Origin of the sequence: Embleya australiensis (genome assembly GCF_051903075.1) — a bacterium.
Lineage (GTDB): Bacteria > Actinomycetota > Actinomycetes > Streptomycetales > Streptomycetaceae > Embleya.
This window is the reverse complement of record NZ_CP182423.1, coordinates 2,034,310-2,052,848: the sequence shown is the minus strand read 5'-3', so window position 1 is coordinate 2,052,848 and position 18,539 is coordinate 2,034,310. Positions and strand designations below refer to the sequence as shown.

The 18,539-nt window shown below is 72.9% G+C and carries 10 protein-coding genes; 4 read left to right on the top strand and 6 right to left on the bottom strand.

Annotated elements, in window-relative coordinates; all coding sequences use genetic code 11:
- Window positions 1-21: 21 nt before the first annotated feature.
- From ACMXN5_RS39205 to ACMXN5_RS39195, 3 genes are all read right to left on the bottom strand, one after another.
- Window positions 22-540: a GNAT family N-acetyltransferase gene (locus ACMXN5_RS39205; protein WP_439679662.1), complete on the bottom strand. Its 519-nt coding sequence runs from the start codon at window positions 538-540 to the stop codon at window positions 22-24.
- Window positions 541-552: 12 nt separating this feature from the next.
- Window positions 553-1,158, bottom strand: a complete 606-nt coding sequence (locus ACMXN5_RS39200; protein ID WP_439679661.1) for a helix-turn-helix domain-containing protein — start codon at window positions 1,156-1,158, stop codon at window positions 553-555.
- 80 nt (window positions 1,159-1,238) lie between these two features.
- Complete coding sequence (locus ACMXN5_RS39195; protein WP_439679660.1) at window positions 1,239-2,744, bottom strand: YibE/F family protein; 1,506 nt, start codon at window positions 2,742-2,744, stop codon at window positions 1,239-1,241.
- A gap of 251 nt (window positions 2,745-2,995) precedes the next feature.
- Here ACMXN5_RS39195 and ACMXN5_RS39190 point away from each other — a divergent pair, with 251 nt between their 5' ends.
- Together ACMXN5_RS39190 and ACMXN5_RS39185 are read left to right on the top strand one after the other, a co-directional pair.
- Window positions 2,996-3,436: an Lrp/AsnC family transcriptional regulator gene (locus tag ACMXN5_RS39190; RefSeq protein WP_126636947.1), complete on the top strand. Its 441-nt coding sequence runs from the start codon at window positions 2,996-2,998 to the stop codon at window positions 3,434-3,436.
- 56 nt (window positions 3,437-3,492) lie between these two features.
- Window positions 3,493-3,846 carry a DUF6204 family protein gene (locus tag ACMXN5_RS39185; RefSeq protein WP_439679659.1) on the top strand — a complete coding sequence of 118 codons (354 nt, stop codon included), beginning with the start codon at window positions 3,493-3,495 and terminating at the stop codon, window positions 3,844-3,846.
- A gap of 276 nt (window positions 3,847-4,122) precedes the next feature.
- Here ACMXN5_RS39185 and ACMXN5_RS39180 read toward each other — a convergent pair whose 3' ends face one another.
- The 3 genes from ACMXN5_RS39180 to ACMXN5_RS39170 all read right to left on the bottom strand — a co-directional run bounded on the left by ACMXN5_RS39180 (window position 4,123) and on the right by ACMXN5_RS39170 (window position 7,519).
- Window positions 4,123-4,680 carry a 2'-5' RNA ligase family protein gene (locus ACMXN5_RS39180; RefSeq protein ID WP_439679658.1) on the bottom strand — a complete coding sequence of 186 codons (558 nt, stop codon included), beginning with the start codon at window positions 4,678-4,680 and terminating at the stop codon, window positions 4,123-4,125.
- A 518-nt stretch (window positions 4,681-5,198) separates the two neighbouring features.
- Window positions 5,199-5,381: a hypothetical protein gene (locus ACMXN5_RS39175; RefSeq protein WP_439679657.1), complete on the bottom strand. Its 183-nt coding sequence runs from the start codon at window positions 5,379-5,381 to the stop codon at window positions 5,199-5,201.
- A gap of 200 nt (window positions 5,382-5,581) precedes the next feature.
- Window positions 5,582-7,519: a glycerophosphodiester phosphodiesterase family protein gene (locus ACMXN5_RS39170; protein ID WP_439679656.1), complete on the bottom strand. Its 1,938-nt coding sequence runs from the start codon at window positions 7,517-7,519 to the stop codon at window positions 5,582-5,584.
- Between the two features lie 469 nt (window positions 7,520-7,988).
- Here ACMXN5_RS39170 and ACMXN5_RS39165 point away from each other — a divergent pair, with 469 nt between their 5' ends.
- Both ACMXN5_RS39165 and ACMXN5_RS39160 read left to right on the top strand, forming a co-directional pair.
- Window positions 7,989-12,971 carry an amino acid adenylation domain-containing protein gene (locus ACMXN5_RS39165; protein WP_439679655.1) on the top strand — a complete coding sequence of 1,661 codons (4,983 nt, stop codon included), beginning with the start codon at window positions 7,989-7,991 and terminating at the stop codon, window positions 12,969-12,971.
- Window positions 12,968-18,445, top strand: coding sequence for an amino acid adenylation domain-containing protein (locus tag ACMXN5_RS39160; RefSeq protein WP_439679654.1), 5,478 nt, complete (start codon window positions 12,968-12,970; stop codon window positions 18,443-18,445). Before ACMXN5_RS39165 ends, ACMXN5_RS39160 begins: the two co-directional genes overlap by 4 nt.
- The last annotated feature ends 94 nt before the right edge of the window (window positions 18,446-18,539 follow it).

Here is an 18,539-nt window from a genome sequence, read left to right as displayed (position 1 = left end):
CCGGGCACGAACCGCTCGGGCTCAGGCGATGCGCTTGTAGTAGAAGGTGCAGTCCCGCATCTTCCCGGCCGGGTCGGTCGCATAGTCCGGGACCAGGCCGTATCGGGTCCAGCCGGCCGTCCGGTACAGGTGGTCGGCCGTGCTCTCGGTCTCGGTGTCGAGCAGGAGCAGGCGGCTTCCGGCGTCGGCGGCGCCCTGTTCGGCGGTGCGCAGCAGGGCGCGGCCGAGTCCGTGGCCCCGGGCGTCGCCGTGGACCATGAGCTTGACCACCTCGGCGCGGTGCCGGCTGTTCGGCTTCTGCTCCAGGACGAGACTCACCGTGCCGGCCACGCCGTTCGGCCCCCGGGCGACCCACACCCGGCGGCTGCCGTCGGCCACGGCGGAGTCCAGGGACCGCCACCAGGCCGCCGCGGCGGCGTGGTCGAACGGGGCGACGAAGCCGACGGAGGAGCCGCCGGCGACCACGTCGACGAGGAGGTCGGCCAGGTGCGCGATGCCCGCGCGGAAGTCGTCGACGCTCAGTCGGGTGATGGTGTGCAAGGCGGCTCTCCGTCAGGGCAGGACGATCAACAGGGCGTAGCGGACCGGTTCGGGCCCCGGGTTGCGAAAGCGGGTGCGGTCCCACGACCGGTAGCGCAGGCAGTCGCCGGCACGCACCTCGTGCGGCCGACCGCCCGAGGTGACCTCCAGGACGCCGTCCAGCACCCAGATGTGGTGTTCGAGGCCGGGCAGGGACGGGCCGTCGTAGGCGATGTCCGCGCCCGGGCGCAGGGTGCCCTCGACGACCTCGCCGCGCAGGCTCGGATGCGGCGGGGACACCGATCGACGGGTGAAGCCCGAGGCCCGGTCCTGCCACACCTCCTGCCGGTCGGCGCGCACCAGTTGCGGCGGCTCCGACTCGACCTCGGCCAACAACTGCGACATGGTCCGTTCGTACGCCGTGCACAACCGGCCGAGCAGCGCCGCCGTCGGACTGATCTCGCCGCGCTCCAGCCGGGACAGGGTGGACCGGCTCACGTCCGTCCGCCGGCCCAACTCGTCCAGCGACCAGCCGCGTTCCAACCGGAGTTCGGCGAGCCGACCGGCCAGTCGCGCCTCGACCTGTGCGGCGGCGGCATGGTTCGGCGCCCCCGCGTCCCCCTCTGCGGCCTCTCTCATATTCGAGACGATATCCCGAATATGAGAGAGGGTCCATGGTGGGGTCCGTCACGCCGACCGACGCGAGCCCCCATGCGCGCTCAGCGGCCCCGGTGGCGCCCCCGGGATGCGGGCGCCGGTACGGTGACGGCCGGCGCGGCGGCACCCTTCGTCGGCGGCCCGGGCGGTCCGTGATCGGCCGCGGCAAGCAGCGCGGCCAGTGCGGTGGTGACCGGGACCGAGGCGACCAGGCCGATGCTGCCGACCAGCGTGCGGGCGATCTCCTCCGCGACGATCTCGCTGGTGGCCACGTCCAGGACGTCCCGACGCGCGATCGAGAACAGCAGCATCAACGGCAACGCGGCGCCCGCGTAGGCCAGTACCAGCGTGTTGACCGTCGACGCGATGTGGTCGCGGCCGATTCGGATGCCCGCCCGGTACAGCCGACGGGCCGTCATGGTCGGGTCGGCCTGCTTGAGTTCCCACACCGCCGAGGTCTGAGTGACCGTCACATCGTCGAGTACGCCCAGCGAACCGATGATGAAGCCGGCCAACAGCAGGCCGTGCAACTCGATGTGCGGATACAGCGCGTGTACGAGGCCGGTCTCGTCGGAGGTGTTGCCGGTCAGGTGCGCCCACCCGATGAACAGCTTCCCCAACACCCCGATCAGGGCCACCGATACCAGCGTGCCGACCACCGCGACCGACGTGCGCGCGGATATGCCGTGACACAGGTACAGGGCCGTGAACATGATCGCGCTGCCGCCGACGACCGCGACCAGGAGCGGATCCGACCCGTGCAGGATGGCCGGGAGGATGAAGAAGGACAACACCGCGAAGCTGATCGCGAGCGCGATCAGGGCGGTCAGCCCACGCATCCGCCCGACCACGATCACCGCGATCGCGAACAGGCCCGCGAGCAGCAACATCGGCGGGCCGCGCCGGACGTCGATCACCGAATAGCGCAGGTCCTCGGGCGCGCCCGGGGCGTACGCGAGCACCACCCCCTGCCCGACAGAGAACCGGCGCAGCTGGTCCGGCCGGACCACCTCGGTGACCCGGCGGCCCTGGTCGGCGCCGGAGGTGATCTCGATGGTGGCGCGGCGGCAGTCGGCGGGCGGGGGCACCGAGCCGGGCGCGGTGGTGGGTGGGGGCCAGGGGACGCCTCCGGGGGTGGCGTCCGGCGGGGGAGCGGCGGCGCCGGCCGGGTCGCCCGAGTGGCCGTTGCCGGCGGCGAAGGCGTCGGCGTCCGCCTGGGCGCAGGGCAACTCCTCGATCTTGGTGACGCGCCCGTCCCGGGTCTCCTGGTCGAAGCCCACGCCCGTACGCGGGTGCGCGGGCGTACCGCTGGGCCACAACACCACGAGGCCGACCACCACGGCGGCGGCGAACGGGATGAGCACGGCGGCCACCAGACGGCGCAGCCGGGTCGAGACGGGGGAGGCGGGGCCGTGCGCGTGGGCGTGACCGTGGCCGTGGTTCGCCGGCGGGGGTGGCGGATCGGGCGCGTGATGGTCGCTCCCGTGGCTGCGTCGGCCGTGACCCGGTGGGTGGGTCGGGCCGCCGACGTCCTCGGGATCCTGGTGATCCGCTCGTGTCCTGCGCATGATGGCGAAGCCCTCCCGCCGATCCGGTCGACGCGTCGTCGTCCCCGGGGTCTCGGATCCCGGCGGGCAGCGTATCGGGCCACGCGGCGGGCTCCGGGAGCATCCCGGGGGGTCGGCGGCGATGTGGGCCGTTCGGTCGCCGGCGCAAGCATCTTGCGGCGGATCGGGTACATGCCGCAAGATTCTTGCCTGCCGATCGGACTCGGGTTCGATGCTTTGCGGTGGCAGCGCCGAGGACGGGAGCGTCGGGCATGGCCGAGATCGACAGCATCGACCACAACATCCTGCGCATGTTGCGGGAGGACGGGCGGCGCACCTTCTCCGAGATGGCCGGGCAGATCGGCCTGTCGGTCGCGGCGGTCAAGCGCCGGGTGGACCGGCTGCGCGAGGAGGGCGTGATCACCGGCTTCACCGTGCAGATCGACCACGCCAAGCTGGGCTGGGGCGTCGAGGCGTTCACCGAACTGCGCTACCCGGGCAGCATGCCGGTGAGCGAGATCGTGCGCACCGCCACGGACACCCCCGAGGTGCAGGCGGTGTACACGATCGCCGGCGATCCGGACGCGCTGATCCATGTCCGGGTCCGCGACATCACCCACCTGCAACAGGTGATCGACCACCTCCGTCGCAACGGAAACGTCACCGGCACCAAGACGCTGATGGTCCTGGGGTCGTGGACGAAGGAGCGCTGAGCCCGGGCGCGGGCCTCCCGCCGAAATTCGGTTGAGGCGCCGCCTAGGGTTTGCCCATGAGCGCACGCACCTTCCGAATCACCGTCCGAGGCGCCTTCGACGCACTGGACGAGGAGCAGCGGGCGGAACTGCTCGCCCGAGCCGCCGAGCACGACGTGCTGCGGGCGGCCTTCACGCCCGAGGGGCATCTGACGTACGACCTGGCGGCGCGCCCGTTCTTCACCTTCCGCTTCGTCGACTCGGGCGAGGCGGAGGAGGACATCGTCCCGGCGACGGAGCGCGCGCTGGCCGCGGCGGACCGGTGGCTGACCGACCGCGGCTACGGCCACAAGAACCTCCGGGCCCAAGCCGAAGACCTGTCCCAGGCCCCGCTGTCCAAGCGCCAACGCAGGGCCCAGGCTGCCGGCTGAACCGTTGTCGGGACCCCGTCGGAAGACCGTCGGAAAATCGGTGGATCGGCGGCGCGGTGCGCCGTTACCGTGCCGCCGACCTGTCCTCCAGGCAAGGAAGTGCCGTTGTACACCGTGTGAGATTCCCCGAGCGCTGTTGGTCGCGCGTCGCGCATCTGCGCCGCGCTGCTTCTTGCTGCGGTCTTCTCACTGGAACCGGTGACTTCACCTTCATGCTCAAACCCTGACCCCCCCTCCGGACGAGGGGCCGGTCCGGCAACTCCCGCCGGACAGGGCCTAGTCCCGGGTCGGGGCGGTTCGTGGGGCGAAGGGGAAGGACTCGCGCAGGGACCAGTTGCCGTCCTCGTCGCCGACCACCAGGTCGAGTCCGGCGACCCGGGCGGTGAGGGGCAGGCGGGTGGTGACCTCCTCGGCCAGGGCCCGCAGTTGCTCGGTGTCCTGGCCGAGGGCGACGGTCAGGTGTGGTCCGACGTCGTCCGGATCGTCGAGGTAGGCGCCGCCGTAGGGGAGGTAGTCCGGCCAGCGGTCGGTCACCGCCTCGATCAGGCGCAACACCGGCTCGGCCGGATCGGGGGCCAGCCACAATCCGCGATGGAACTTCCCGATGCGCTCGAACACCAGCTCCATCGCCGGCTGTGCGGCGGCGATCGTGCCCAGCGCCTCCAGGTCCTCGGCGCCGATCTCCGTGGGCGGCAACCACGGGTACAACACGGTCACATGCGCCGGAATGCCCTCGGCGACGCGCGGGTCGTACCGCTCCCGCCAGGGCTCGACGACCTGCTCCACGTCGGGAACCAGCAACACAAGCGCACTGACCACAAACCGCTCGCCCATCCCCGAAGTCTACGGTCCGACAGGGGCCCCCGCGCCCACAGGCACGCCCGGCTCGGGCCCGTTGTAGCGATGAGTCGACGTCCGGTCAGCTTCGGCGGCTACGCCGCTTGTGGGTCAGCCGGATCAGGACGGCGCCGGCCGGCAGCAGGACGACCGCGCCCAGTACGAGCGGTGCGGTGGGGCCGCTGCCGGTGGCGGGCATCCGGTCGGCCGTGCCGTGGTCCGGTGCGGATCCCGGTGGGTGCGGGTCGTCGGGTAGGGCCGGGTGCGGAGACCGGGTGTGGTGTGTGGGTGGGCTCGGGATCGTGCTGGGGGGGCGGAGTGGATCGGGCACGGGGTGGGCATTTCGGGGCACGGCGTGAACGTAGGCGTGGCCGTCGTGGCTGTGGCTGTAGCCGTGGCTGTGGCTGTGGGTGTTGCGCTGTGCGTGTGGGTCGGCTTGGGGCTGTGCGTGGGGGTCGGAGTCGGGCTCGGGCCCGGACCGACGACCGTGATGGTTTCGCTGTCCGGCGGTGAGGTCACCGGGCGCTCGGTGGTGGCACGGGCATGGAGAGGACGCGCTGCGCCCCCGAGCCGAAGTCGATGTCGACACCGAGCTGCGGGTCGGGCGTCGGGGTGATGCGGACGGTCACGGTGCGGCGCGACGGGACCAGCGCGGTGTCGGCTTCCTGCGGCGTCGCCGTGGGCGGCAGGTCCCCCACCGTGGTCGGGCCCTGGAGGGTGCCGGGCAGCGTCTAGTTCCACGGGCCGGGAACCAACCGGATGATCGTATGAACCACCCGAGGGGCTCAAGGCCCTTCGAACGGGGAACCGTTCCTCGGGGTGCGCGCACGACACGGCTCCGGTGGACGCGGGGTCGCGTCCACCGGAGCCGTGTTGTGGCCGTGGCGTTCGGGCTCGGTCAGCCCAGGGCGCGGGCGTCGCCGGCTATCTGTCGGGCCTTGGGGGCCGCGATGGTACGGCCGGACTGGTTCTCCGCCCAGTTGGCCAGCTGGGGGTACTGGTCGTGGGCGAGCATGGTGGTCAGGGTGGCCACCGCGACGCGGTCGGCGCCGGAGGTCAGGATCAGATGGGCCAGGCCGGTGCGCGTGGCGGTGATCGTGAAGGTGGATTCCGCGGTCGTGGTGCCGCCGGGGCCCTTGGCTTCGGCGCGCAGGGTGTGTGTGCCGAGGGGTAGGGCGGTGGTGTCGATCGGGGTGCCCGCCGCGAACTCCTTGCCGTCCAGGGTGAGTCGCACCGACTCGGCGCCGGTGGTGTCGAGCGCCGGCACCGGGGAGGCCGCGCGCTCGACGCGGGCTCCGGCGGCCGGGGCGAGGATGCGCACCGTCGGGGCGGCCGGCGTCGGCGGTGTGCCGTTCTGGCGCCACGCCGCGTTCCAGCCCGCGAGTTCGGCCGGCCGGTTCGTGATCACCGCGTCCACGCCGCCCGCCTCCAGGATCTTCCACCCGGCGGCGTCGTCGACCGTCCAGACCATCACCGCGACGCCGGCCCGATGCAGGTCGGCGACCACGCCGGGGCGGGCGGCCAGGCCGCCGGCCGAGGGGTTGTAGGCCTTGAGGTCGAGGCGCTTGGCCAGGGCGACCGGGTCCGCGTCCAAGGCGCTGCGGAGCAGGCCCAGCGGCAGGTCGGGGGCCAATTCGTGGGTGAATTCCAGCGCGTCGACCTCGAAGCTCTGGACGAATACCCGGCCACTCATGCCGGTGTCCCTGATGTCCCGGATGATGCGGGCCACTTCGTCCCTGGTGTGCTTGCCCTTGATCTCCAGGAGCAGGTTGCCGCCGCGCGTGCGCAGGTCGTCCAACTGGGCGCGCAGCGTCGGCACCCGGGCCCCGGTGTGCAGCGGCGAGAACCACGAACCGGCGTCCAGGGCCGCGAGTTGAGCGGCCGTCAGGTCGCGGATGCGGCCCTTGCCGTCGGTGGTGCGGTTCACCGTGTCGTCGTGCAGGATGTGGGGGATGCCGTCCAGGCTCGGCTGTACGTCGTTCTCGATCCAGTCGGCGCCGGCCCGGCGGGCGGTCTCGTCCGAGATCAGCGTGTTCTCCGGCGCGGCGGAGGACGCGCCCCGGTGCGCGACGACCGACATCGGCGCACCCGGCGCCCGCAGGTAGGCGTTGGCCTCCGGGGCGAGCGTGGTGACCTTGACGTCGTCGAAGGAGACCCGCGCGCCGTTGACCAGGAGCGCTTGGCCGCCGTCGGCGGAGCGCTGGACCCGGGTGGTGCGCAGCGCCTCGCGCCCGTCCACGACCAGCCGGGCCCGGGTGCCGTGCACCTCGACCGCGATCCGTACGTCGCGGCCGGTGCCGGCGGCGGTCGGCGCGGAGCCGGTGTCGGTGACGTTCCAGGCGTTGGCGGTGGTGCGCTGGGCGAATTCGAGGCCGTTGGCGGCGGTGGTGCCGGTACGCATGGTGGCGATCGACCACGGCGTGTTCCCGGTGGCCGGGACGTCCAAGCCGAACGCGGTCCAGCGGGCCGCGTCGACGGCGCTCTCGAAGCGGGCGACCGCCTCGAAGCGGAAGTCGTCCAGGTGTCGGCCGAAGGTGATCCGGCTCTGCTGACCGGAGTTGGCGGACGTACCGACCAGGCGGCCGTTCTCGACCTTCCAGTCGCCCTCGACGGCGTGCCAGCCGGCGGGCAGCGCGGAGCCGCCGAAGTCCTCCGAGACCACCACGTCGCCGGCCGCGGGCGCGGCCTGGGCCGAGTCGGTCGAGGCGGCGACCGAGACGCCGGCGAGCGCGGCGGTCGCGGCCAGGCCCAGGGCGGTGCCCAGGGCGCCGGCCCGGAGCCGGGAGCGGTGCCGCCGAGGCAGCCGGAACGGTGACGCGGGTGTCTGTGCAGGCATGCCCGAAACGGTAGGGAGCGCCGACGAACCGCCGACCACACGCGCCTGAAGCCCGGACCAACGATCGGGTCCGCCGGGTGTCCGGCAGCCGACAGCCGGGCGAACCGCCTATCACGTCACATACACCCCGAGCCCGCCGAAGCGGCCCCCGCGCAACCCCGGGCCCCGCTCGCCGTCCCCGACCCATCCCCTTCCCCGCCAACCTCGGCTCGCCCCAACTCCGGTGTGTGCCAAGCGTTTCGCAAGCGTCGCGCGATACACCTGCTCCCGTCGAAGCCGGCCGGCACGGTCCGATTCGACCCGGTTCGCCGCCCTCCGGGCGTGACGGTGCTACGGCTGCTTTCGGCCAACCCGAAGTAGTGGGGGGAAGATGCTAGGCACAGTCAAATCCTTCCTCCACGATCTCCCCGGGAGCACATCGCCTGCGTCGCCGACCACGAATCGGCATGAGGACCCTTCAGGAGAGTCGATGAGTTCAACCGCATTCCCCGAGCTGGATCCGGCCGCACCCCTGGCCGCTCCGGTGGACGCCCGGATCGTGCACATGCCCACCTCGATCGCGGTGATTGCCGGCGAACACCGGCTCTCCTACCGCGAGTTGGGCGAGCAGGCCGATCTGGTCGGGGCGCGCCTCGCGGCGGCCGGGGTGACCAGGGGCACCCTGGTCGGGGTCTGCCTGCCCCGCACACCCCACCTGGTCGCCACCCTGCTCGCGATCCTCCGCGCCGGAGCCGCGTACGTACCGCTCGACCCCGAGTACCCGCGCGACCGGCTGGAGTGGGTGATCGGCGACTCGCAGGCCCCCGTCGTGGTCACCGACCACGCCCACGAACACCTCCTGGCCTCGGCCGCGACCAGGCTCGTGCACGTCGACGGCCCACCGCCCGCCGATCCGACACCCGCCCGCGCGGTGACCGGCCCGGACGATCTCGCCTACGTGCTCTACACGTCAGGCTCCACCGGCCGGCCCAAGGGTGTCCGGGTGACCCACCGCGGGGTCGTGGCGATGTTGCGCTGGGCGGCCGACACCTATCGGCCCGACCAGGTCCGCGGGGTGTTGTGCTCCACCTCGGTGTGCTTCGACATCTCCGTCTACGAACTGTTCTTCCCGCTCGCCGTCGGCGGCACGGTGATCCTCGTCGAGAACGTGCTCGCGCTCGCCGACGCGCCCGCGCGGGACGAGGTCACCCTGATCAACACGGTGCCCAGCGCGATCGCCGCGCTGCTGCGCGGTCCCGGACTGCCGGTCGGGGTTCGTACGATCAACCTGGTCGGCGAGGCGCTGTCGCGGCGGGTCGCGGACCAGGTGTACGCGTGCCCGCAGGTCGAGGTGCTGTACAACCTGTACGGGCCGACCGAGGACACCGTGTACTCCACCTGGGCCGTGGTGGACCGCGCCGACCGGGCCGAGCCGCTGATCGGCGTACCGATCCCCGGCACCACCGCCCACGTACACGGCGAGGACGGCGAACCCGTCGCGGACGGCGAGTTGGGCGAGCTGTACCTCGCGGGCGACGGCCTCGCGCAGGGGTATCACGGCCGCCCCGACCTGACCGCCGAGCGCTTCGTCACGGTGGCGAGGGAACGCCGCTACCGCACCGGTGACCTGGTGCGACGCAGACCCGACGGCGCGCTGGAGTACCACGGCCGGGCCGACCAGCAGGTCAAGCTGCGCGGCTTCCGGATCGAACTCGGCGAGATCGAGGCGGTGTTGACCGGACACCCCGGGGTCCAGGCCGCCGCCGTGGTGCTGCGCGAGGACGCGGCCGGACCGTTCCTGGCGGCGTTCGTGCAGCCCGCCGCCGGGACGACCGACGGATGGTCGGCTGCCGTCGGTCCCGCCGACCTGCGCGCCCACTGCCTCACCCGGCTTCCCGCCTACATGCTCCCCGACGCCGTTTCCCTGCTCCCGGAGCTGCCGCTCACCCTCAACGGCAAGATCGACCGCAAGGCGCTGCCCGAGGCCACCCGATCCCGCTTCGTGGCGGCCGAGTTCGTCGGCCCCCGCACGCCCACCGAGACCCGCGTCGTGGCAATCTTCCACGACGTGCTCGGCGTGCCCCGCATCGGCGTGCACGACCCGTTCCTCGACGCCGGCGGCAACTCGCTCCTGGCCGTCGGGCTGCTGGCCCGCGTCGAGCGGGAGTTCGGGATCCGCATCCCGCTCGACACCTTCTTCGCCCTGCCCACGCCCGCCGCCGTGGCCGAACGCGTCGAGCGGGCCGAACCGGGCTCGACCGGCCCGTTGGTTGAACCGCCGTACCGCGACCCGCGCATCCCCGTCCTGGTGGGCACCGTCCAGCGCGAGTTCGCCACGCACGAACTGGTCGCCCCCGGCAGCGCGTTGTACAACGTGCCGCTGCGGATCCGGGCCACCGGCGCGCTGGATCCGGTCGAACTGAGTCGGGCCCTGGGCGAACTGGTGGCACGGCACGAGGTGTTGCGCACCGCGCTGCTGTTCCGGGCCGGCGCGCCGGTGGCCGAGATTCGACCGCCGTACCCGGTCGAGGTGCCGCTGCTCGACCTGCCGGACGCGGACGCCGCACAGGTGGAGGCGGCGCTGCGCCCGTACGCGCGCCGGCCGCTGGACCGGGCCGAGGGCCGGTTGTTGCGCGCGGTCGCCGTGCGTACCGGCCCGGACCGGTACGAACTGCTGCTGGTGATCCACCACATCGCGATGGACGGCTGGTCGATCGGGCTGCTCCTGAACGATCTGGCCCGGGCCTATCAGGGCCTGCCGCTCGGCGAACCCGCGCTCCAGTACCGCGACGTGGCCGCCTGGGAGCGCCGGTACGCCGACGCGCACGAGGACGAGGCACGCGGCTGGGCCGCCCGGTTGACCGACCTGGGCCCGGAGCAGTACATCCCCGGCGATCGGACCCACGCCGACCCGTTCGACCCGCGCGGGGCCCGGTTCGCCCGCCGCCTCGACGCCGGCATCGTGCGCGCCGCCGAGGAGTGGGCGGCCGGTGAGGGGGCCAGCCTGTACATGGCCATGCTCGCCGCCCTCGGCATCCTGGTGAACCGCTACACCGGCCGCACCGACCAGGCCGTGCTCACCCCGTTCGCGGTCCGCCCGCTGCCGGAACTGGAGGACGTGGTGGGCCCGTTGCTGAACACGGTGCCGCTGCGCTTCCGGGTCGAGGGCACCGACTCCTTCCGCGAGCTGGTGCACCGGCTGCGCCCGATCGTGCTCGACGCGCTCGACCACAGCGCGCTGCCCTACCTGGAGCAGCTGCGCTTCGCGGGTGTGGCCGGCGCCGACACCTCCACGCCCGTGTCCCAACTGCTGCTCGCGGTGCAGAACCACCCGGGCGCGGCTGTCGAACTGCCGGGCCTGACCCTGGAGTTCCTGGAAGAGATGTGCAACGGCGGGGCCAAGACCGACCTGTCGATGTTCGTCGAGTTCCCGGCGAGCGGGCCGCTGCTGTCCGTGGAATACCGCACCGGGCGCTACGACGCGGCCTCGATCGCGACGATCGTCGACCACCTGATGGCGATCCTCGCCGAGGGCCTGGCCGCGTCGGACCGGCCGATCGCTGAAACGATCATGCTCGATCCGGCCGAATACACGCGGGTGGTCGACGCCGCCAACCCCGCCCCGACCGCGCGCCCCGACGTGTCCCTGCCCGAGTTGATCGCCGCGCAGATCGCCCGCACCCCGGACGCGATCGCCGTCTCCGCCGCGAGCGGCACCCTCACCTACAACGAACTGGACGCCCTCGCCGCCCGGTTGGCCCGCACCCTGCGCTACTACGGCGCCGAGCGCGGCACCCGCGTGGCGGTCGCCATGCCCCGCACCCACCTGCTGCCCGCCGCACTCCTGGCCGTGCTGCGCACCGGCGCCGCCTACCTGCCGATCGACACCGACCAGCCGATCGCCCGCAACCGGGCCCTGCTCGACGACGCCAAGGTCACCCTGATCGTCGGGGAGAGCACGCACGCGGCCGGGGTGCCGCTGTTGGCCGACCCCGGCTACGACGTGGTCCTCGTGGACGGCGACGAGGTCCGCCTCGCCCCCGCCGCCACCCCGGACCCGGGCATCGAGGCCGAGGACCCGGCCTACCTCATCCACACCTCCGGCTCCACCGGCCGCCCCAAGGCGGTCGTCGTCCCGCACCGCGCCATCGTCAACTTCCTGCTCTCGATGGCCCGCGAACCCGGACTGACCGCCGCCGACACGATGGCCGCCGTCACCACGCTCACCTTCGACATCGCCGCCCTGGAACTGTGGTTGCCGCTCGTGGTCGGCGCCCGGGTGGAGATCGCCGACCGGGAGACGAGCGCCGACGGCCGCCGACTGGCCGACTGGCTCGACCGCCGCGAGGTGACGGTGTGCCAGGCCACCCCGGCCACGTGGCGCATGCTCCTGGAGGCGCACTGGCCCGGCCGCCCCGGCCTGGTCGCGCTCTCCGGCGGCGAGGCGCTGACCGGCGACCTGGCCGGCGCGCTGCTCGACCGCTGCGCGCGAGTGTGGAACATGTACGGACCGACCGAGACCACGGTCTGGTCCACCCTCCTGCGCGTCGAACGTGCCCACGCGGCGCTGCGCGTGGTCCCGATCGGCACGCCGATCGACAACACCCGGGTGTACGTGCTGGACGCGGCCGGCCGCCCCGCACCCGTCAACGCGCCCGGCGAGTTGTGCATCGCCGGCGCCGGTGTCGCGCTGGGCTATCTCGGCAACGCCGAAACCACCGCGGAACGTTTCGTCCACGACCCGTTCGGCCCGCCCGGCGCGCTGATGTACCGCACCGGCGACATCGCCTGCCGGCGCCGCGACGGATCGCTCGAATTCCACGGCCGGGCCGACCACCAGGTCAAGCTGCGCGGCTTCCGGATCGAACTGGGCGAGGTGGAGGCGGGGTTGACCGCACTGCCCGAGGTGACCGCCGCCGTCGCGAGCGTGTGGGACGCGCCCGCCGGGCCCACCCTGGTCGGCTACGTCGTCGCGAAAAACCCCTTCGTCGCCGACGAGTTGACCGCAGCGCTCGCCGAACGGCTGCCCCGCCACCTGATCCCCGGCGTGCTGATCCCGCTCGACGCGCTGCCGCTGACCCCCGCCGGAAAGATCGACCGGAAGGCCCTGCCGGAGCCGCGCCCCGGCGGCAGCGGCGCACCCCCCGAGGGCGACTGCGAGGAGATCCTGGCCGAGATCTGGCACGAACTGCTCGGCCCGGCCCGGATCGGCCGCGACGACCGGTTCCTGGGCCTGGGCGGCAACTCGCTCCAGGCACTGCGGATGGCGGCCATGGTCGAGGAGCGCTTCGAGATCACCTTCCCACTGCGCGTCGTCTTCGAGGCGCCGAGCCTGGCCGCGATGGCCCGCCGGATCGAGGACATCCTGATGGCCGAACCGGAGGACCCCGGAGAGTTCGACGAATACCCGGACGTCGTCGAGCACACCGGACCGACCGAATACCCCGACTCGACCGTGCGGGACATGCGATGACCGACTCCGAGGAGATCCTGACCACGCGCCCCGACCCCGACCGGGATCCGGAGCGCGTCCGCCGCGAACACCTGCGCCGCCGACTGGCCAGGGCCCGATCCGCCACACCCCGGGCCGAGCTGACCCCCAGGCCCGCCGACGTACCCACGCCGCTGTCCGCCGCGCAACGCCGGATGTGGTTCCTGGCCCAGTACGAACCCGACGGCGCCGCCTACAACATGCCGCTCGTGCTGCGCCTGACCGGCCGCCCCGACGAGGCCGCGCTCGGCGCCGCGCTCACCGACGTGGTGGCCCGGCACGAGGTGTTGCGCACGGTGTACCCCAGCGTGGACGGCCACGTGCTGCCCACCGTCCTGGACGTCGACCGGTTCGCGATGCCCGTCGTCGACCTGCCGGAGCCGGACGTACCGGACCGGCTCGCCGCCGAGGCCCGGCAACCCTTCGACCTGGCCGAGGATCTGCCCATCCGAGCCGTCCTGTTACGATCCGACAACCGCTACGTACTGAGCGTGGTGCTGCACCACATCGCGGCCGACGCCTGGTCGGTGGGCGTGCTGTTCCGCGAGCTGACCGCCGCGTACACCGCCCGCCTCGCCGGCCGCGAACCCGAACTGCCACCCCTGCCGGTCCAGTACGCCGACATCGCCTACCGCCAGGAGACCACCCTCGCCGCCGAACTCGACCGGCAGCGCGCCTGGTGGCTGGACCGGCTGCGCGGCGCACCCGCCACGATCACCGTCCCCACCGACCGCCCGCGTCCGGCCGTGGCCGACACCGCGGGCGAGCGCATCCAGGTCGCCCTCGGCGCGGACCGCTCGCGCCGCGTCCGGGCCTTGGCCGAACGCACCGGCACCACCACGTACATGGTGCTGCTGACCGCCCTCCAGGTGGTGCTCGCCCGGTACAACGGCGGTACTGATGTGACCGTCGGCAGCCCGGTGGCCGGACGTACGCACCGCAGCACCGACACCGTGATCGGCTGCTTCGTCAACACCCTCGCGATGCGCACCGATCTGTCGGGCGAACCGAGCGTGCGCGAACTGCTCGACCGGGTCCGGGAGGGGACCCTCGCCGCGTTCGCCCGCCAGGAACTGCCCTTCGACCGACTCGTCGACGCGCTCGACCTCGAACGCGAACTCGCCTACACGCCGCTGTTCCAGGTACTGCTCAACGTGCACAACCAGACCTCCGTACACCCCACGCTGCCCGGCGTCGAGGTCGAGTGGCGCGACACGTACACCGGAGCCGCGAAGTTCGACCTGTCGATCGCCGTGCTGGACACCGGACCCGCCGACGAGTTGCGCGCCGACCTGGTCTGGCGCAGCGCGCTCTACGACGAGTCCACCATCCGGCGCACCTTCGGCCATCTCGCCACCGCCCTGGACGCGATGGCGGCCGACCCGGAACGGCCGGTGGCCGAACTGCCGTTGCTCACCGCCGCCGAGGAGAGCGCGCTCGCCGGATGGAACGACACCGCACGCGCGTGGGACACCGCCGGCACCCTGCACGGCCTGATCGAGGCCCAGGCCCGCGCCACGCCGGAGCGACCGGCGGTCCGCGGCGCCGACGAAACGCTCACGTACGCGGAACTGGACGCCCGCGCCGCAGTGTTGGCCCGGCGTCTGGCCGCCCTGGGGGTCGGTCCGAACCGTGTCGTCGGGCTGTTCGCGGAGCGCTCGGCCGCGCTGATCGTCGGCATGCTCGGCACCCTCAAGGCCGGTGGTGCCTATCTGCCGCTCGACCCGCTCTACCCCGACGACCGGATCCGTACGCTCCTCACCGCCGCCGACGCCGTCGCCGTGGTCGCCACCGCCGACCTGCACGCTCGCGTCGGCGACACCCTGCCGGTCGTCGCCCCCGATCCGGTCGCCCCCGACCCGGTCGCCCCCGCCGACCCGGTCCCGGACCCGGCCGTCCCGCCGACACCGGTCGCCGCCACGGACCTGTGCTACGTGCTGTTCACCTCCGGCTCCACCGGCACCCCCAAGGCGGTGGCGGTCGAGCATCGCAACTACCTCAACTACCTGTACGGGCTGCGCGAGCGAATACGGCCCGGACGGGCGGCCGACGGCCGGCCGTGGAACTGGGCGCTGGTGTCCACGTTCGCCGCCGACCTCGGCACGACCAACGTGTTCGGCGCGCTCACCTCGGGCGGCTGCCTGCACCTGCTCACTCGGGACCAGGCCACCGATCCGGACGCGTTCGCCGCGTATCTGACGGCACATCGCATCGATGCGATGAAGCTGGTACCCAGTCATCTGGAGGGACTGGCCGCGGTCGGCGGCCGGTTCGCCGACGCGCTGCCGCGCGAGCTGCTGATCTGCGCGGGCGAACCGCTCCGCGCCGAGCTGCTCGATCGGATCCGGGCGGCCCGGCCGGAGTTGACCGTGCACAACCACTACGGACCGACCGAGACCACCGTCTCGATGCTCGGCGCGCCCGTCACCGAGGTGCCCGCCGGCGCGGCGAGCGCGCCGCTGGGGCTGCCGTTCGGCAACGTCGGCGCGCATGTGCTCGATTCGCTGCGCCGACCGCTTCCCGTGGGCGTGCCGGGCGAGTTGTACGTGACCGGCGCGGGGGTGGCCCGGGGCTATCTCGGGCCGGCCGCGTCGAACACGGAGCGTTTCGTCGACCTCGACGGGCGGCGCGCGTACCGGACCGGCGACCTGGTCCGGCGGCGCCCCGACGGCCTGATCGAGTTCCTGGGCCGGGCCGACCACCAGGTCAAGATCCGCGGCTTCCGGGTCGAGATCGGCGAGGTGGAAGCCGAACTCGGCGCGCTGCCCGGGGTACGCGAGGCGGTCGTGGTGGCCCGCGGCGAGGGCGCGGCCCGCAAGCTCGTGGGCTACGTGGTCGTCGAAGCCGCCGCGCCGGCGGACCGAACCGCCCCCGAAGGCCCCACGATTCGCACCGCCGTGCGCACCCGCCTGCCCGACTACATGGTCCCCTCGGCGGTCGTGGTGCTGCCCGCCCTGCCCCTCACCCCCAACGGCAAGGTGGACCGCGCGGCCCTGCCCGAACCCGACCTCGCACCCGCCCCGGACACCCGCGTCGAGCCCGTCACGGCCACCGAACAGGCCGTGGCGGCCACCTTCGCCGAGGTACTCGGCACCGGCGACATCGGCGCCGGCGACGACTTCTTCGCGCTGGGCGGGGACAGCTTCTCCGCCGTCCGCGCGGTGCGTGCCATCGGGCGGGGCCTGTCCATCATCGACCTGTTCCAGCACCCTGTGGTGGGCGAACTCGCCGCCCTGATCGACCGCCGCGCCGACGGCACCGAACCCGGCGAGGGCGATCGTTCGCTGCTGCACCGGCTCACCCGGGACGCGGGACCGACCACGTTGTCCCTGGTCTGCGTTCCGTACGGCGGCGGAAGTCCGATCACCTTCCAACCGCTCGCCGACGCGCTGCCGGCCGGACACCGGCTGTACGCGGTGGAGCTGCCCGGACACGATCCGGGCCGGCCCGACGACGAGCCCGAGCAACTGGACGCGCTGGCCGACCGGTTGACCGCGCAGATCGTCGCCCGGATCCAGGGGCCGATCCTGCTCTACGGGCACTGCCTGGGCGGCGCGTTGGCCACCGCCCTGGCCGCGCGCCTGGAGGCGGCCGGTGCCGAACTGCGCGGCCTGGCGCTCGGCGGCACCTTCCCCGCCGCGCGGCTCCCGGGCCGGCTCGCCGCGTGGGTGGCCGAGCGGCTGCCCGGCGACCGCATGCTCTCCGACCGGGCCTACCTCGACTACCTGCGTGCGATGGGCGGCTTCACCGACGTCTACGACGAGGCCGAACAGCGCTTCCTGATCCGGGCGTTGCGGCACGACGTGCGCCAGGCCGAGGACTTCTACACGCGCGCCTACGGCGACGAGCGGCCCGTGCCGGTGGCCGCGCCGATCCTGTGCGTGGTGGGCGACAAGGACCGGGCGACTCTTCTGTACGAGGAACGCTACGCGGAATGGGAGCACTTCGGGCCGCGCGTCGAACTCGCGGTCATTCCGAGGGCGGGCCACTACTTCCTCAAGCACCAGGCGGGCGAGTTGGCCCGGTTGCTCGGCCGGTGGTCGGCCGGCCCGGCGCCGACGGCCGAACTCCCGTCCGCACGACCGGCGGCGGCCCGGCCGAATCTGGCCACGTTCGCCAAGGTGGCCGGCGGGCAGTTCGTGTCGATGATCGGCACCGCGCTGTCCACGTTCGCGCTCGGCGTCTGGGTCTACCTGCGGACCGGATCCGCCTTCGACTTCGCGATGATCTCGGTGGCGGCGGTGTTGCCCGCAGTGTTGCTGCTGCCGATCGCCGGGGCGGTGGCGGACCGGATGGACCGGCGGCGGATCATGATCGTCACCGATACCGCGGCCGCCGCGGCGATGCTCTCGCTAGGCGTGTTGTTGTGGACCGGATATCTCGACCTGTGGCACGTATACGTGGTCGCCTGCGTCGGGTCGGTCTGCAACGCCTTCCAACGGCCCGCCTACATCGCGGCGATCGCCCAACTGGTGCCCAAGCGCTACCTCGGTCAGGCCAACGGGCTGGCCCAACTGGGCACCGGATCGGGCGACATGCTCGCCGCGCTTGCCGGCGGCGTACTGGTCGCGGCGGTCGGGCTGCACGGCGTGGTGTTGTTCGACATGGCGACGTTCCTGGTCGGGGTGACCGTACTGCTGCGGGTGCGCTTCCCGAACACGCTGTTCGAAAAGCGCGAGGAACCGCTGCTGCGCGAGGTGGTGACGGGCTGGCGCTACATCGTGCGGCGGCGCGGACTGGTCGCGATGGTGGTCTTCTTCGTGGTGTTCAACTACCTCTTCGCGGTCGCCACCGTGCTGGTGACCCCGATGGTGCTGGCCGACGGTTCGGCGGTGACGCTGGGTGTGGTCACCGCGGTCGGCGGGATCGGCGCGGTACTCGGTGCGCTGGTGATGGCCCTGTGGGGCGGGACCGCGCGGCGGGCCACCGGGATGATCGGCTTCACCTCGGTGGTCGGCGTGGCCGCGGTGTTCGCGGGCAGTCGGCCGGAGCCGGTCTTCGTCGCGGTCGGGCTGTTCGTGTTGTGGGCGGCGCTGATGATCCTCAACTCGCACTGGATGGCGCTGATCCAGACCAAGGTCGGGATGGAGTTGCAGGGCCGGGTGCTGGCCACCAATCAGATGCTGGCGATGTCCATGATGCCGCTGGGCTTCCTGACCGCCGGGCCGCTGGCGGACCGGGTGTTCGAGCCGCTGCTGCGGCCCGACGGTGCGCTCGCCGGGTCGCTGGGGCCGATCCTGGGCACGGGACCGGGGCGCGGTACGGGGCTGTTGCTCGTCCTGGTCGGCCTGACGCTGGGCGTGTGGGGCCTGTTGGGGTTGGCGTACCGGCCGCTGAGTCGGATGGAGGATGTGCTGCCCGACGCGGTCCCGGATGTGGAGATCGGCGACAAGGACGCCATCCAGGCCGCTGCGGACCGGCAGTTGGCGGGATCGGGGGCGTCGCCGACGGGCTGATCGATCGCATCGCGGGGCCGGGCGGGCACGATCGGGGCCGCCCGGCCCCGCAGGTCATCGGGCGTCAGGGTCACCGGGGGTGCGGGTCAACTCG

What these genes read in the sequence shown, in the direction of transcription:
- ACMXN5_RS39180 (WP_439679658.1), bottom strand. Translation starts at nt 4,680, where the DNA reads ATGGGCGAGCGGTTTGTGGTCAGTGCGCTTGTGTTGCTGGTTCCCGAC.
- ACMXN5_RS39200 (WP_439679661.1), bottom strand. Translation starts at nt 1,158, where the DNA reads ATGAGAGAGGCCGCAGAGGGGGACGCGGGGGCGCCGAACCATGCCGCC.
- ACMXN5_RS39190 (WP_126636947.1), top strand. Translation starts at nt 2,996, where the DNA reads ATGGCCGAGATCGACAGCATCGACCACAACATCCTGCGCATGTTGCGG.
- ACMXN5_RS39165 (WP_439679655.1), top strand. Translation starts at nt 7,989, where the DNA reads ATGAGTTCAACCGCATTCCCCGAGCTGGATCCGGCCGCACCCCTGGCC.
- ACMXN5_RS39160 (WP_439679654.1), top strand. Translation starts at nt 12,968, where the DNA reads ATGACCGACTCCGAGGAGATCCTGACCACGCGCCCCGACCCCGACCGG.
- ACMXN5_RS39195 (WP_439679660.1), bottom strand. Translation starts at nt 2,744, where the DNA reads ATGCGCAGGACACGAGCGGATCACCAGGATCCCGAGGACGTCGGCGGC.
- ACMXN5_RS39170 (WP_439679656.1), bottom strand. Translation starts at nt 7,519, where the DNA reads ATGCCTGCACAGACACCCGCGTCACCGTTCCGGCTGCCTCGGCGGCAC.
- ACMXN5_RS39185 (WP_439679659.1), top strand. Translation starts at nt 3,493, where the DNA reads ATGAGCGCACGCACCTTCCGAATCACCGTCCGAGGCGCCTTCGACGCA.